The organism is Adlercreutzia shanghongiae, assembly GCF_035830635.1.
GTDB lineage: Bacteria > Actinomycetota > Coriobacteriia > Coriobacteriales > Eggerthellaceae > Adlercreutzia > Adlercreutzia shanghongiae.
This window is the reverse complement of record NZ_JAYMFI010000003.1, coordinates 235024-250373: the sequence shown is the minus strand read 5'-3', so window position 1 is coordinate 250373 and position 15350 is coordinate 235024. Positions and strand designations below refer to the sequence as shown.

Genomic DNA, 15350 nt, shown 5'->3' with positions numbered 1-15350 from the left:
CAAACGCACTCGTACGTGGAACTTTAAGGAGTATCAACGTGACCGGACAGGGAACAATGACGGGCAAGGTCTTCGACGGCCGTTACGAAATTAAGGACCGCATCGGCATCGGCGGCATGGCCGAGGTCTATCGCGCCCAAGACAGCACACTGGGCCGCGTGGTGGCCGTGAAGGTGATGCTGCCGCAATTCGCTGCCGACCCCTCGTTCACCCAGCGATTCCGCCAGGAAGCCGCTGCTGCGGCCAACCTGCAGAGCCCCTATATCGTGAACGTGTACGACTGGGGCCAAGATGACGACACCTACTATATCGTCATGGAATTCGTGCGCGGATCCGACCTGAAGACTGCCATTCAGCAGCGCGGCGCCATCAACCAGCGCAAGGCCGCCGAAATTGGCGCCCAGGTCTGCCAGGCGCTCACCGTCGCCCACAACCAGGACATCATCCATCGCGACATCAAGCCGCAGAACATCATGGTGCAGCCCGATGGCAACGTGAAGGTGATGGACTTCGGCATTGCGCGGGCGAAGAACTCCGTCAACGACAAGACATCCGCGGTGCTGGGCACGGCCCACTACATTTCGCCGGAGCAGGCCCAGGGCAAAGACCTCACTGCCGCCAGCGACATTTACTCGCTGGGCATTGTGCTGTACGAGGCCACCACGGGCAAGCTGCCCTTCGATGGGCCCGACGCCGTATCGGTGGCCATGCAGCAGGTGAAAGACGATCCGGCGCCGCCCTCGTCTATCAACCCGAATATCGACCCGGACCTTGAGGACATCATCATGGTGGCCCTCTCAAAGGACCCGGCTCAACGCTTTGCCACGGCCAACGACATGCGCATGGCCCTGAACGACTATCTGGCCGGCCGTCCCGTCACCCTGCCTGCCGGAGTCGTGAGCTCGCAGTTCACCGAGGCCCAGACGCGCATGATGGGTGCCGTGCCCGCGACGGTGCCCGGCATGACGAGTACCCAGGTCATGCCTCCCGTGGCTGGCGGCACCGCGGCCATCCCGCCGAGTTCTACCGGCGCGTTCCAGGCGACGAACTACCATGACGCCAACACGAAGAAGAGCAAGAAGCCCGCCATCATCGCTGTTTGCGCGGTGGCGATTATCGCCCTGGTGGCGGCCATCGCCTTCGCGGTGTCCGGCGGCTTCAACCCCGGCCCCGCCGACGACGAGCCCATCGCCGTTGAAGACGTCGTGGGCAAGAGCCTCGATGAGGGCACGTTCACCCTCGAGCAGCTTGGCTTCCAAGTTAACTCCGTGCCCAAAGAGGACGAGTCCGTCGAAGAGGGCACCATTCTGCAGCAGGACCCCGCCGCCGGCACGAAGCAGCCGAAGGACACGGTCATTACCCTTACGTACGCCGTTGGACCTGATACCGTGGAGGTTCCCAACTTCAAAAACATGACTATGGACGAGGCCCGTCAAGAGGCGGAAGCTGCGGGCGTTAAGGTTGTGGAAGCCGAGAGCAAGTATTCCGAGGACGTGGCCCAGGGCAAGATTATGGAGCAGAGCCCCAGCGCCGGCGACCCGGTGAAGCCCGGCGCCACCATCGAGGTCGTCACTTCGCGCGGAAGCGAGCTGACCACGGTGCCCAACGTCATCGGTATGACCGAGGAAGAGGCCATCGACAAGCTGCAGTCCGAGGGATTCGGCGCTGACGTGAAGGCTCGCGAATACAGCGACAAGCAGGGCGAGGGCCGCGTCATGAAGCAGGATCCCCTGAACGACAAGGTGAAGCCCGGCGCCACGGTGCAGATTACTATCTCCAAGGGTCCCGAGCCCGAGCCCGAGCCTGAAGAGCCCACCAACCCCGACCCGCCCACGAATCCGGGCACCACCGATCCGGACCCGTCGAACCCCGGCGGCGAAGGCGGCACTACCGACCCGGGCGCCACCGATCCGGACACAAACGGCACGGGCGAGGGCGGCACCACACCGGCCAACTAACCCACCCGCAACCCAGAGGGGCGACGACGTCGCCCCTCTTTTTATGCGAAAAAGAGGGACATAGGCGGTGGGCCTATGGGACAAAAGTGCGCCTGCGACGATTTAACCTTGGGAGATAAACCGGTCAAATATGGGCGATATGGACGCGCAAATCGCAAAAATGACCCCGAAATGACGTCCATATCGCGCATTTTTGCCAAAACGACGTCCATATCCGCATTATTTGCCCGATTTCCCGGAGGACCACAGCCTGCAGTCTTTCGATGTCGGCAGTCCTTTGGCGGAAAGCGGAAGAGGCCCTGGGGCAAGATGCGGTCTGCAGCCCAAAGATTCTAAGAATCTCGTTTAGGCACGAAAAAGGGGCGGCGACCCGAGCAGGTCGCCGCCCCTTTGCAGGTGACTCAAAGAGAGCCTACTTCAAGCCCTCGGAATCGAGCGCCGCAGCCTCTTCGATGTACTCTTCCACCGGGCTGCCGCCGTACTCCGGCAGATCCTCGGTAGTCCAGCACTCGCAAGCCGGCATGCCCGGCACCGATGCTGCAAGGAACACCGGGTCCTTGCCCGCCTTGCGCTGGGCGGTGTAGTCGTCGAGCGCCTTAAGAGCCCACTTGCCGAGCAGCAGGATGGCAACCAGGTTGATGATAGCCATGAAGCCCATGAAGATGTCGGCCAAGTTCCACGCCAGATCGAAGCTGTTCACGCAGCCGTAGAAGATGGCAGCCAGGCACAGCACGCGGAAGATGAGCATGCCCCACTTGGTGTTGCGGAAGATGTAGCGGAAGTTCGTCTCGGCGTAGAAGTAGTTGCCGATAAGACTCGAGAACGCGAAGGCGAAGATGGCGAACGTGATGAAGTGAATGCCGAACTCGCCCACGGAGTTGTTCACGGCCAGCTGCACGAGCGGCATGCCGTTCAGGGCCGCAGCGGCCTCGGGATCCTGCACCCAGAAGATGAGAACCATCATGGCCGAGCAGGTGCAGATGAGCAGCGTGTCAATGTACACGGACAGGCTCTGCACCAGACCCTGCTTCACCGGGTGAGACACCGAAGCCGTAGCAGCGGCGTTCGGCGCCGAGCCCATGCCGGCCTCGTTGGAGAACAGGCCGCGCTTGATGCCGAGCATAACCACCGAGCCGGCAAAGCCGCCGGCGATGGACTGGAAGTCGAAGGCGTTGGTGAAGATGAGGGCGAACACGGCGGGAATCTCGCCGATGTTGGTCACCGTCGTCCACACCGCCAGGACGATGTAGGCAATGGCCATGATGGGCACGACGATGGAGGTGATGATGGAAATGCGCTTCGCGCCGCCGAAGATAACGAAGGCCGTGAACACGATGAGCACGATGCCCACGCCGATGGCGGTGCCGTTGGTGGCGTAGTCGGGGATGTAGTACTCGAGGGCCGAGGTCATATTGAAGGCCTGCAGACCGTTGAAACCGAAGGCGAAGCACAGGATAAGGGACACCGCGAAGATGATGCCGAGCCAGCGCTGACCCAGGCCCTGCTGGATGTAGTAGGCCGGACCGCCGCGGAACTCGCCTTCCTTGCCGCGCACCTTGTAAATCTGGGCCAAGGTGGACTCGATGAAGGCCGAAGCGGCGCCGATGATGGACATGAGCCACATCCAGAACACCGCGCCCGGACCGCCCGTGGCGATAGCCGTGGCGATGCCGGCGATGTTGCCCGTGCCCACGCGCGAGGCCGTAGACACCATGAGGGCCTGGAAGGAGCTGATGGACTTCTCACCCTGGACGTGCTTCTTCTCCGTCAGCTGAGTGAACATATCCTTGATGTAGCGGATCTGCACACCCTTGGTGCGGATGGTGTAGTAGATGCCGACGAACACGAGAAGGATTACCAGAATGTAGGTGTACATAAAGGAATCGATCTCGCCGGTCCAGTCGACAAGCATCTGATTAATATCCATAGATGCTTCCTTTCCGAGAACGCGTCGAGAACGTTACTCGACTGCCTCACTGAACGGGGGCGCGCCTTTCTGCGCGCGAATCCGACAGGACATGCGAGTTTTGAAACGTCGCGTCGATTCGTCGCAGGAAAACGGCCTCAAGGGATACGCGCCGGCCCTTTCCGACGCAAAACTTGCCCGTATTCTACCCTACACCACACTAAAGTAGCGCGAGGAAGTCATCTTTTATAGGCGAGCTTGCGTTAAACCTTCTAAACCTTCTAAAGACTCTGCTCACGCAAATAGTCTTTGAACATGGGAAGCTCTATGCGAATGCGACCCTGTCCCACTTCTCCAACAATGCCCTGCTCTTGCAAACGTCGCTTGTATTGGGAGGCGTAATTGCTTTTCTTGCCCAAGCGCCGCGCCACATCAGACAGCTCACTGGGACCCTCATCTTCCAGCATGGCGGCAAGAAAGCGCACATCACCTTTTGAGAGCTCGCGTAAAGTCGTATCGAAAATCTTCCGCTGCAAGTCATTGCGCGCGAATCGAGAGCCCTCAAGAACATCCTCTTCCGAGACGAGCGGGCTATCCGGCGAAGCATTCCAAGCGCGATAGCCAATGAGCTGCATCATGTAAGGAAATCCGCCAATGAGCTGAACAGCTTCTTTGAGGGCAGCAGGCGTCGCCTCACGGCCGCCTTCGTCGAATGTCTTGCAAAGCGCCTCTTCCACGTCGAAGTCGGAGACGATACCGATACTGTAGAAATTAGCCCGCCGCAGGAATGAAACGGATTTATCCTGTAAAAGAGCACTGACGTGCCCTGGCAGACCGGCCATGAACAGGGCTACTTTGCGGCGCTCCCGCACAAAGTGTTGGAAGGCAGAAGCCAATTGGATCATTTCGTCAAGATCGCCACGCACCTCATCCACCGTGATGAGAAGCCCTGTATTTGTATCCGCAAGAGCATCAAGAAGCTCACCCATGCGAATACGCCACGTAGGAGCTGCTTCCTGGGAGTCAGTGAATTGCACCTCGGCAATATCGCCCAGCTTTAAGCTCGACAGCTTAGCTGACGCACCTGTATCGATAAGGTGGGCACTGGCGACACGAGCCTGCTGGGCAATTTCCTCAAGCATTCCCGGAAGAGCTGATACGTTAACCGATATCCAGCCCTGCGCTTGAGCCGCATCAGAAAGATAAGTGAGCAACGCTGTCTTTCCTGTGCCACGTGCGCCGGAGATAATCGTCGTAAGGTTAGGATTGCCCACACCTTCCTCCAGGGCCGCAAGCAACTCACTCGTAATGTCCTCGCGTCCCGCCATAACCGCAGGCACAACTCCAAAGGTGGGGGTAAAAGGATTGCTCGCCATCATTGCTCCTTGACATCTTTTGCATCTTTTGCAATTTTTGCATCTTTTGCAATTTTTGCCAAGAGAGCACAGCGCTCATACACGAGACGCGAATAACGCCCGAAACAATCGTGGCGGCACAAGGCCCCGTCGGCATCAGCCGGCGAGGCCCTTTGTCCATGGCAGGTGCCCGCCTTTGAGGGAGGGGTGGGGCGGGCACTGTCCATCGGAACGCTATTTGCCGAGGTACTCCTTGGCGTTCTTGATAGCTAAGCGACCGGAGTTCACTGCCCAAGCAGCCTGAGAGCCAGGAGCGAACTTCACATCATAGGAGTCGCCATAGAGTCCACCCGCGTCGGAACCACCAGCGTAGAGACCCGGGATAATCTGGCCTTCTTCGTCAAGTACCTCGGCGTTCTCGTTCACCTTGATACCGCCGCACGTGGTGTAGAAGCCGTCGCCCACCTCGCACAGCCAGTAGGGGCCGGCATCCACCGCGTGCATGTACCTGGCGCGCTTGCCGAACTCTTCATCGGCCGAAGTGTCTTCGCCGTCGAGGCCGGCCGCAGCGGCGCAGGCCTTGTTGTACTCGTCCACGGTAGCCTGCACGGCAGCAGCATCCAAGCCGACCTCAGCACACAACGCAGCAAGGTCATCGCCGATATGGCAGCCCTCGGACGCCTCAAGCACCTCGCGGGCTTCGGCCAAAGGGGTACCCGGCGTGCCGAAGGAGAAGACCTGGCCATCGGGGCCTTCGGTTTCCCAGCGAACCATGTCAGCTTCGGTGAACAGCACGAAAGTGCGCTCTTGGTTGCGCACGGCAATACCAGCGCCAGCGAAGTCATCAATCCACAGGTCTTCCTTGCAATAACGCTCGCCGTTCTGGTTCAGCCACAGCGTCGGCTGCACACCAGCGGAGTAAGCATCGGTGGTCCAGGTAGCAGTCACAGCGCCCAGGGTCACCGGTCCGCACCACATGACGGTACCGAGACCCTCGGCCATAGCAGCGCCGGCAGCCTTAGCCATCTTGATGCCGTCACCATCGCGGCAATCCATGCCCAGCGCCTGGATGTTCACGTTCTTCGTCTCAGACACGCCATAGAGGAACTCGGAGTTGTTGGCATAGCCGCCGGTGCCGATGACGATGGGCTTGAGCCCCAAATCGATGGCCTGAACTGCCGCAGCCGTACCCGTGCCACCGGCGCCTACGATGCAAACGTCAGCCTGAATGGTCTCGGTCGGCTCGCCCAGCTCGGCAATCTTCCAGATGTCGGACTCAGCAGAAGCCGCAGCCTCGCCCTCGCCGGTAGCTGAGCGGGCAAACACTCGCCATGCCAGGCCACGGATTCAAGTGTTACCAGCATCTGCTCATGCGCATGATAGACGAGGGCATCGAGTCACCCGCCATTATCGAACGCAGCGAGCTTATGTGGATCTACGAGGAGGTAGCTCGCGGACGGGCGATTGGCTTTTCTCTTCCCTACATGAACGCACTGGCCGCGTTCTCTTGCCATGACAACATCAGACCTATCCCGCTGGAGAACTCAAGCTGGGGCTTCGGCGTTGTTCACGATAAGGCCCCGGCGGAAACCTCGCACGAGGCCGCCTTCGAACAGTGCGTCATCGACTGCGCTCGCCAGCTGATGGCGCAGGAGGCACGTAGCCGAAAGCCCCCCTACTTCAAGGCGGCGGCTACCTTGCGGGCGGCGGCGGTGATGGAGAGGTCGTCTACGTCGACGGTGATGTCGGCGTACTGCTCGTAAAGGGGCAGGCGCTCGTCGTAGAGGTCGCGCAAGCTCATGCCGATGCCGTCGCGCATAACCACGCCGCGGTCGGAAAAATCGGCTAGGCGGCACTTCAGCTCGTCGAAGCTGATCTTCAGGTACACCACGCGGCCGATTTGGGAGAGGTGGTTCATGGCCGGCTCGCTGTAGATGGCCGAGCCGCCCGTGGCGATGACCGAGTGCTCGAAGGACATTTCGGAAAGCACCTGGTTCTCAATCTCGAGAAAGGCATCGGGGCCCAGCGTGTCGATGAGGCGCTGCAGCGACTTGTCGCAAGACTGCTGGATGAGCAGGTCGGCATCGACGAAATCCATGCAGAGAATCTTCGCCAGCACGATACCCAGGGTAGACTTGCCCGCGCCGGGCATACCGATGAGCACGATGTTATCCAAACCGGGTTTGTAGGACTTCTCAAGCATGGCGGGGCCTTTCTCGTAATGTTCGCGGTCAGTGCCTATGATACTTCAGCGCGCTTATGGGCTGCACGTAACGCTTCGTCCAAAGATTTGGAAAGCTTGGGGGCAAGAGCGACCAGAGAATCGGCCTCTTCATCGACGCCAAGCGATTTCACCACACCGAACAAGTAGGCATAGGGAATGAGCGCGGCACGCTCTTCGGCGGTCAAGCGGTCGCCTTCAATCTGCCAGCCGCCATCGCGCATCCAGTTGCGCAGGGCCTTGGCGTGGGCGGCGATATCGTTGCCCTCGGGGGAACGACGCGTGGTGTAGTTGCCGAGCACTCCTGTGGCCGCAGCCGCCAGCAGCGCCAGCACACCAGAGCGCCAGCCTATCCAGATGATGCCGGCAACGCCGAGCAACGCAAGAGCCGCGGCGGCCCACAGCACAATGTGCTGGGCGCGACGCGAAGCTTTGTCGAAGAAGCCGTAGGGTTCGACAAGCGCCGTGAGTTGTCGCTGCCAAGCGGCGTTCGCCTCAAGAAAATCGCGCGGATGCTCGTGCGCGAGAGCGGAGAGCTTAGCTGCCGTGAGCGTTCGACCGCCCGTCGAGATGGTGCGCAAAAAGCGCAGCGTAGCTTGGTCGAGAACAGCCTCGTCGGGGCAAGCATCCTGTTCGGTGGCCACCTGCTCGTCGGAGAGCCCCTCCCCTGCCGAGGGAATGACCAGCGCGTCATCCTTCACCTCAAGCAAGCCTCGACGCACCATATCGAGCACCGTGGCCACTAAATCGTCGGGGCTCTCGTGGTTCCAGCGCCACAGGCGCCCGAGCACCGCCGGAGCCAGGGCGTCGACTGGCGGGTTCATCCAGTAATCGTCACGGAACGCCGGCGGGCGCTCGCGGCCCCAGCGCCACCACGCGAACAGTGCTCCCAAAAGCAGCACGGCGGAAAGCGCGAGCAGGCCCTCGGCAAGGCCCAGACGGATAACCTCCCGGGAAGTGTCCGTATCAACCCAGGTCTCCTCGTAGCGGCTCGTCCAGTAGTACTGCAGCGAGCCCTGGTTCGCCAGCTTCGCCTCTTCACTGAGGTTAGTAAGCCACTCGACGGGGAACATCACGCGGGCCTTGGCGTATTCGGAAGGCTCCACCCCAGGGTCTTCGAAGACAATCGTTCCGTCGGAGCGAATGTCCACCGACCCATCGGCGGGACCATGACCCCAGGCGTACACGTTGTCCATGGGCTTCACCAAATCGTCTGCTGCCACGGGCAGCACCACCTCGGCGCGCACGTTGGCGAGCGCCACGTCGTAATCTTGGGGAACGTAGAGCCACTGGAAATCGGCCGCATCATCGAAGGCTTCGATGGCGTTTTCCACGCGATAATCGACTTCGAACATGACGCGGTCGGGCATAGCGTCCACGAAGGCGTACAGCGTGTGCCGGAACTTGTCGTAGGCCCAGGCGTCGTGCTCGGGCGCTCCGCCGCCGCGCCACGACAGCTGAAACGTCGTCTCCGGCAGCTCGACCCACTCGGTCTTGAGCGCTCCCGCCTCATCCACCGGCGCCATGCGCACCCGGTCGATGGCAATCTCCGAACCTTCGATAAACCCATCGTAGAGCCACTTCAGCCGCTCGTGGGACCCTTCTTCTTCCGTCAGGTCGAAGATGCGCTGGTCGGTCATCTGCACCGACCCATCGGTTTCCACCGAAGCCAGCAAATCAACCTCAGCACACCGATAGTCAGCCGCAAAGGCAGGGGTCGCCCACCCAAAAACCGGAATGAGCATGACCACCAGCAAGATAAGGGCCAAAAGGAAGCAGGGGGTGCCCTGACCGAGCGAGTTCCGCAGCGAACAGAACAGTCCAGTGGACTGTTCTGCAGAGCGAGGACTGTCTGAGCGAATTAGGGCACCCACCGCTTCCGCTCCCGACGATATGCAAGCAGTCCTTTTCACCGTGGCTAGAGCCCTCGAAACGCCTGACGCACCTCGTCCAGCACGTCCTCATCCGCCACCACAATGGCCTTGTCCCCCGGATACAGCACCGTCTCTTCACTGGCCACTTCCACATCGCCTCCACTGGCCACCGCCGCGATGATAGCGTTGTCCGGCAAGGGCACCTCTTCAATGAGCACGCCGTCTTCGTTGGAGAAGCGGCGCATGCGCGGCACCATCACCTCGGCCAAAGCCACGTTGCCGTGGGTGAGCGACGACACGACGGACACCGAGCCCAGCAGGGCCTCTTCCTCGATAAGATTCGCGATGAGCGTCGTAGAGGACACGCATTCGATGCCTACCTCGCGAAAGATGCGCTCGTTCTTCGGGTTGTTCACGCGGGCGATACAGCGGGGCACGTGGAACACGCGCTGGGCAATCTCGCAGGACACGAGGTTGGAGTCGTCCTGGCCCGTGGTGGCCACGAACACGTCGGCCTGGCGGATGCCCGCGTCCTCCTGGTAGCGCGAATCGCAGCCGTCGCCGTGAATAACCAGATAGGGGCCGGTAAGCTGCACGGACAGGCGGTCGGCCGCCGCCAGCTTCTCTTCGATGACGGCCACCTCATTGCCGCTCTTCAGCATGATACCAGCCAGATAGGAGCCGATTTTTCCGCCGCCGGCGATGACGATGTACATAAGCGTCCCCTAATCCAGAATGTAGCGCGAGAACTGCGCGATGACGTCATGGCGCACGCAGGCGAGGATAGAATCGCCCGCATACAGCAGTGAATCCGGCGTGGGAATGGAAGAGGCGGAGCCGTCGGCGCGCTCGAAGGCGATGATGCGCACCTCGTGGTCGCGCTCGAGCTCGGACACGCGAATGGTCTTGGAGTTGTCGCGGCTGGAAAGATCGAGCGTAAAACGGAGCACTTCGAACTCTCCGAACGTCTCGATGTGAGAACCATGGCCGGATACGATCTTCGAAAACACGTCCTCGGCCACCAGCGACGTGCCGCAAACGTAATCGATGCCGAGCTGCATGTAGGCGCGCTCGTGGTCGGGGTTGTACAGGCGGGAGATAACGTGAGGCACGCCGAACAGGTGATTGGCCACCTCGGCGCACATGAGGTTCGCGTTGTCGAACTGGGTGACAGCGGCAAGCACGTCGCATTCCTCGACGCCGGCGCGGATGAGCACGTCCTCATCGAAACCCACGCCCTGCACCGTGCTGCCATTGAAGTTGCGGCCGAGATTGGCGAAGGCGTCGGCATTCTTATCGATGCAGCAGACGTTGTTGCCGTTATCCGAGAGCATGTTGGCCAGCTGCGACCCCACGCGCCCGCATCCAACCACGATCACATTGCTCATTCCCTACCTCTTTCTAATTTATCGTGTAGGGTCATTATAGATGCACCATAACGCCCAAGGAAGTCAGCGAGGTTTCGACAGGTGCCTGTCGGAACCGCAGCGTCGGCCGGTCCGTTCGTTCCGTCAGGGCGAACGGAGCACAACGGCGGCATTTTCTCACTAATTTAGATGAGCGTCATCTGATTCAGCGTATCCCGGTACCAGTTGTCGTAGTTCGGGGGGCAGTAGCGCTGCGCGAAAGAGTAGCTGATGGTGAAGCCGTAGCCGCGGGCCAAGCCCGCCACGTGGGCACGGATAGCCGTGTCCCAATCGGGCCAGTTGGTCTGATCCCAGCCCCAGGCGTTGTGGGACTTGAAGCAAACGCGGCCCTTGGTGGACTCGGTGTTGGAAATAGCCGGCGACCAGCGCGGATCGATGCCCGCTTCCCACGCAGCCTCGGCGAAGGTCTCGCCGTGGCCGGACAGGGGACTGCCAAACAGGTAGTCGTTGATGCGCGCGCCCCACTTCTCGATAAAAGCCTCGCGGCCGATGGAGAAATCGACGTCACCCGCCGGCAGCGTGCCGAACATGGTGTAGTAACGGGAGCGCGTCTCGTCGGCGCGAGCGATGGCCTCCTGCTCGGCGATGCGGGCGGCCTCTTCGGCGGCCAGGCGCGCGGCCTCCTCCTCTTCAGCGATTTCCTGCACACCGGCGCTTACATCGCGGGACGAAGCGGTCTGCAGCGACGCCTCTTCGGCGACGTCTTCCACAGCGAGAATGTCAGCGTCGGATTTATCCTGAACGGTGTCCGGGGAAACCGCAGAGGCATCGTGAGCCTCGGCGGACTGGCGCTCGAGACCGAAGGTGGTGGCGGTGGTATCGTGAGAACCAGCGGAGGCCCAGTCGGTGCCCAAAAAGCCCGCGGCGAGCATCGGCAGCACACAGAGCGCAGCCATCGCCAACACGACGGCCTTGCGATGACTCTGTTTGCGCCTTGTTACCACTCATATCCCTTTCTCAACAGCACGATACTAAACCGCACGAAGCGGCGCAGCGTGTTGGATTGAGGTGTGGGATTGCTGCACATAAAGAAGGCTATGCTGTTTTTCAACTCGGCTATTTTACCTTAGTTCGCCCGAAGCGGGGCAAAGCTTTGGCCGACATCCACGCTTTGTTCGCTTGACAAAGCGTGGTTTCTGAATTCCCGCAGGTGAATCGCCTACGCCTTCGGACCCCGTTAGTCAGTTGTTACCGACTCTTCACAACTCTCCGGCGGCAGTTTCTTCACGCGCACAATGGAGATGCGCGAGCGGCGCATCTTCTCCACCTTGAAGGCGTAACCGTCGACCACTAGCTCATCGCCCACCTTCGGCACGAAGTCCAGCGTGTGAATAATCCAGCCGGCAATGGTCTCGTAGTCGTCGGACTCCTCCATGGGCCAGCCGAGCTCCATGGCGTCTTCCACGGGCAAGCGGCCGTCGACGCGCCACAGACCCGGGCCGGCGAACACGACCAGGTCGCGATCGTTGTCAGTCTCATCGGCAATCTCGCCGACGATTTCCTCGACGATGTCCTCCATGGTGATGAGGCCGTCGGTTCCGCCGTACTCGTCCACGACGATGGCCATCTGCATGTGGGCCTCTTGCAACTCGGAAAGCAGCGTGAGCACGTTTTTCGTCTCGGGCACGTAAAGGGGCTCGTACATGAAGTCGGCCACCGTATCTTCGATGCGGCCATCGAGCAGCGGCCCGATGAGGTCTTTGTAGGAGACGATACCGATAACCTCGTCGACCTCTTCGTGGTAGACGGGCAAACGCGAGTAGCCGGTGCCGCGCATGCGGTCCAAGGCGGTGCGGGCGGGCTCGGTGTCCTCGGCCATGATCATGTCGACGCGCGGCTTCATAATCTCGCGCACCGTCATGTCGGCCAGATCGAGGATGTCGTTGATCATGCGCTTCTCGTCTTCGAGAAGCTCTCCGTTCTCGGCCACCATGTCCTTGATCTCGTCCTCGGAAATGCTGTCTCGCTTCGGGCGAAGGAAACCGAGGAAGGGCGGCTTCGAACTTGCGGTGTCATCTGTTTTACTCATGGGCGGTACTTTACCATATTTTCTACGGGCGGTTGCCGCCGGGCTTGAGCCAGTCGAGCCAGGCCATGGCTTCGGCATGGGGAACATCGATAAGGGCCGTGGTGGTCCCACCGGAGCCGGCGGCCGTGGTGGCCAGGATGGTGTCGGTGCCCGCACGGCGCTGCAGCGGGTTGCTTCGGGTGCAACCGAACTGAATCTTCTGGCGCGGGAAGCTCACCGTCTCGCGGGAGAGACCGCCGTTGCTCACCTGCATGAAGCGGCGGTTGTAAGCGAAGCTGGACTCCCGGGCCCACAGCACCGCGCCAATGATGTCGATGATAAAGAGAAGCGCCGACAGTACGAGCAACACGAGAAGCAACCCGCCGCCGAAGGAATTCACCATAGCTAGGGCCAAGGCATCCTCCACCTCAAAGGCCCCCGCTTCCGCAGCGCTTACCATCAGCTTCAGGCCAATCATGCAAAGGAGCGACACAACCGCCAGCCAAAAGCCGCCGCCTTGGATGACGCCGCGGCGAATGAGCGCCCGGCGCAGGGCCACCTTCGCCACGGGCTTGGCCTCTTGGGGCAAGTCGGCGAACTCGGGAACAAGTCCGGCGAGAAGGGCGGGCACGCGGTTCATCTTCACGAAGGGATGAATGACGATGCCCTGCTGGGCCAGGGTGTTCTTCTGGTTGCTCGCGTCGCTGTCCCGGGCCGCGTCAATCTTGCCGAGCGACAGCTCGCAGAACCCGAACAGGCGGCGAATGAAGCTCTGCTTCACCACCACCGATTGCACGCGATCGACATCTACGCCCTGGAAGGTGTGCTGGAGCAGGCCGTACTCCACCTCGATGCGGTTGTTGCGGCGGCGTGCCTTGAAGCCACCGTAGCCGATGCAGGAACCGAGGGCGGAAATCAGCCACAGCACCAGCACGAGCGCAATGACGCCCGCCGAAACAGCACCAATAATATAGGCGGCAGCTTGGGAGCCGGCAAACATCATGGCACTTTCCACCGCTCCGTTGGCCGCATCGCCCATCACATCGAAAACAAAGCCGACGATCTGCAGCACGCCAACGATGAGACCGGCGAAGATGAGGCCCACCGAGGTGGTATTGGAAAGCCCCGCGAGGAACAGCTCTTTGTTCGTGAGCCCGTACTCGTAGGAAACGCGCCCCGTATCTTGGGCCGGGCCGGCGAACACGCCGCCCACCTGGTTCCAAGCGTCGGCGCCCATGTCGAGCACGTTGCCCGAAGCCGCGGGCAGCTGCGCTCCTTCGACAAAGGTTGCCGCGCCCTGGGCCATGGCCGTCGCGCCGGCGATGGCCGACTGCGCAGCCGGCGCCGCCGCAACCGCCGCGGCCGCCGCCTGGGCAGCCAGAGCGTTCTTGCGGTTATAGAGCTCGGCGCGCAGCCATTCGGCCTGGGCCTTGGTGAGATAGGGCACCACCACGGCCTTGTTCGCCGCGCCGCCGGCCGTGTCGATAGACACCGTGCACACGCCGAAGATGCGCTGAATGAGCGTCGCGCGCTGATCGACGGACTGCACGCGCTGGTAGGGCACGTGCACCTTCTGCTTGTTGAAAATACCCGAGCAGAGCGTGAACTCGTCGGGCCCCACGGTGAAGTAGAGGTGCTTGTAGCCGAGAACGCGCGTGGCGGCCACAATGCCGAACACTACGAGAATAAGCAGCAGCGTGCCGCCGCCCACAATGGCCATGATCAGGCCCGCCTCGGCACCGCCGAACCCCTCTTCTGCCACCAGACCGGCGATAGTGGAGAAATTCGCCACCATGACGCAGACGGCGATGATGAGAATGGTGCGCACGCTCTCCAGCCAGATATAACTGTGGTGCACATGATGACGCGGCAGCGGGGCCGCCTGGGTCGGGGCGGTCATTTACACGTCCTCTCGGGCCAGACGGGCCAGCTCGGCGGCGCGGTCGCGCAGCACGTCGGCCTCTTCATTGGAAAGGCCGGGAATCTCGTGCTCGCCGGCGGCCGTGGCCACCGTGACGCTAGAAAGCCCGAAAGCGCGCAGGATGGGCCCTTGGCGCGTGTCGGTGTTCTGCACGCGAATGAACGGGATGACGAAGCGCTTGCGCCAGAAGATGCCGCGGGCGATGTCCAGATAATCCGGCGTCAGCTCGTAGCGCCAACGCGCGTAGCGGATGGGCGGCAGCACGACAATCAAGAGCACGAGGAGTACCGCGAACACCGCCGCAACGATAAGCGCCACAACGCCCGCCCACTCTTCGCTCGGATCGACCGCCGCCACGACGGCAAACGGAAGAAAGCAGCAGAGAAACGCGACGACGATCCAGATGGCATCGTTGATGCGCCATACGTTCTTGATGCGCGGGTTCAGCTGACTGGCGGGCATGTCTCTCATGGTCGTCCTTTCACCCTTAAACCTGCAACAGGCGCCTGGCGCCCGGAAAAATACGGTGACCATACTACCCCACTTATCGCCATTCGCGGCAACGGCTCAGCAATTCTTAAGGAATGGAGGGGGCGCCCGCGCCTTACGCTCTTGTAAGGATGGGCATCTTCAAGATTGTGATACAGAAGGGAGCGGTAGAATGGATGCGGCATGGTCGT

At 61.2% G+C, this 15350-nt stretch carries 13 protein-coding genes; 2 read left to right on the top strand and 11 right to left on the bottom strand.

Annotation, left to right across the window (positions count from 1 at the left end; genetic code table 11):
- Positions 1 to 56 precede the first annotated feature (56 nt).
- Entirely contained in the window at positions 57 to 1958 is a 1902-nt protein-coding gene (pknB, locus tag VJ923_RS03080) for a Stk1 family PASTA domain-containing Ser/Thr kinase (RefSeq protein ID WP_456049072.1), read from the top strand.
- Positions 1959 to 2370: 412 nt separating this feature from the next.
- Here pknB and VJ923_RS03075 read toward each other — a convergent pair whose 3' ends face one another.
- From VJ923_RS03075 to VJ923_RS03065, 3 genes are all read right to left on the bottom strand, one after another.
- The gene (locus VJ923_RS03075) at positions 2371 to 3885 is read right to left on the bottom strand and encodes an alanine/glycine:cation symporter family protein (protein ID WP_326438412.1); all 1515 of its coding nucleotides are present in this window, start codon (positions 3883 to 3885) and stop codon (positions 2371 to 2373) included.
- A gap of 260 nt (positions 3886 to 4145) precedes the next feature.
- Positions 4146 to 5240 (bottom strand): ATP-binding protein, encoded by a 1095-nt coding sequence (locus tag VJ923_RS03070; RefSeq protein WP_326438410.1) that lies wholly within the window; start codon positions 5238 to 5240, stop codon positions 4146 to 4148.
- A gap of 213 nt (positions 5241 to 5453) precedes the next feature.
- Positions 5454 to 6545 (bottom strand): FAD-binding protein, encoded by a 1092-nt coding sequence (locus VJ923_RS03065; protein ID WP_326438408.1) that lies wholly within the window; start codon positions 6543 to 6545, stop codon positions 5454 to 5456.
- Between the two features lie 5 nt (positions 6546 to 6550).
- Between VJ923_RS03065 and VJ923_RS03060 the strand changes: the two genes are divergently transcribed.
- The gene (locus VJ923_RS03060; protein WP_326438406.1) at positions 6551 to 6982 is read left to right on the top strand and encodes a hypothetical protein; all 432 of its coding nucleotides are present in this window, start codon (positions 6551 to 6553) and stop codon (positions 6980 to 6982) included.
- Here the strand turns inward: VJ923_RS03060 and VJ923_RS03055 are convergent.
- From VJ923_RS03055 to VJ923_RS03020, 8 genes are all read right to left on the bottom strand, one after another.
- On the bottom strand, positions 6895 to 7422 hold the full coding sequence (locus VJ923_RS03055; protein WP_326438404.1) for a shikimate kinase: 528 nt from the start codon (positions 7420 to 7422) through the stop codon (positions 6895 to 6897). The genes VJ923_RS03060 and VJ923_RS03055 overlap by 88 nt on opposite strands.
- A 35-nt stretch (positions 7423 to 7457) precedes the next feature.
- Positions 7458 to 9209 carry a DUF2207 family protein gene (locus VJ923_RS03050; RefSeq protein ID WP_326438402.1) on the bottom strand — a complete coding sequence of 584 codons (1752 nt, stop codon included), beginning with the start codon at positions 9207 to 9209 and terminating at the stop codon, positions 7458 to 7460.
- Between the two features lie 149 nt (positions 9210 to 9358).
- Positions 9359 to 10030, bottom strand: coding sequence for a potassium channel family protein (locus VJ923_RS03045; RefSeq protein WP_326438400.1), 672 nt, complete (start codon positions 10028 to 10030; stop codon positions 9359 to 9361).
- A 9-nt stretch (positions 10031 to 10039) separates the two neighbouring features.
- Positions 10040 to 10702: a potassium channel family protein gene (locus VJ923_RS03040; RefSeq protein WP_326438398.1), complete on the bottom strand. Its 663-nt coding sequence runs from the start codon at positions 10700 to 10702 to the stop codon at positions 10040 to 10042.
- Positions 10703 to 10866: 164 nt separating this feature from the next.
- Entirely contained in the window at positions 10867 to 11637 is a 771-nt protein-coding gene (locus tag VJ923_RS03035) for a CMP-2-keto-3-deoxyoctulosonic acid synthetase (protein ID WP_326438396.1), read from the bottom strand.
- Between the two features lie 281 nt (positions 11638 to 11918).
- Positions 11919 to 12770 carry a hemolysin family protein gene (locus VJ923_RS03030; RefSeq protein WP_326438394.1) on the bottom strand — a complete coding sequence of 284 codons (852 nt, stop codon included), beginning with the start codon at positions 12768 to 12770 and terminating at the stop codon, positions 11919 to 11921.
- A 22-nt stretch (positions 12771 to 12792) separates the two neighbouring features.
- A complete protein-coding gene (locus tag VJ923_RS03025; RefSeq protein WP_326438393.1) occupies positions 12793 to 14649 on the bottom strand; it encodes a PH domain-containing protein in 1857 nt (618 codons plus the stop codon).
- On the bottom strand, positions 14650 to 15141 hold the full coding sequence (locus tag VJ923_RS03020; RefSeq protein WP_326438391.1) for a PH domain-containing protein: 492 nt from the start codon (positions 15139 to 15141) through the stop codon (positions 14650 to 14652). It abuts the gene before it with no gap.
- Between the last annotated feature and the right edge of the window lie 209 nt (positions 15142 to 15350).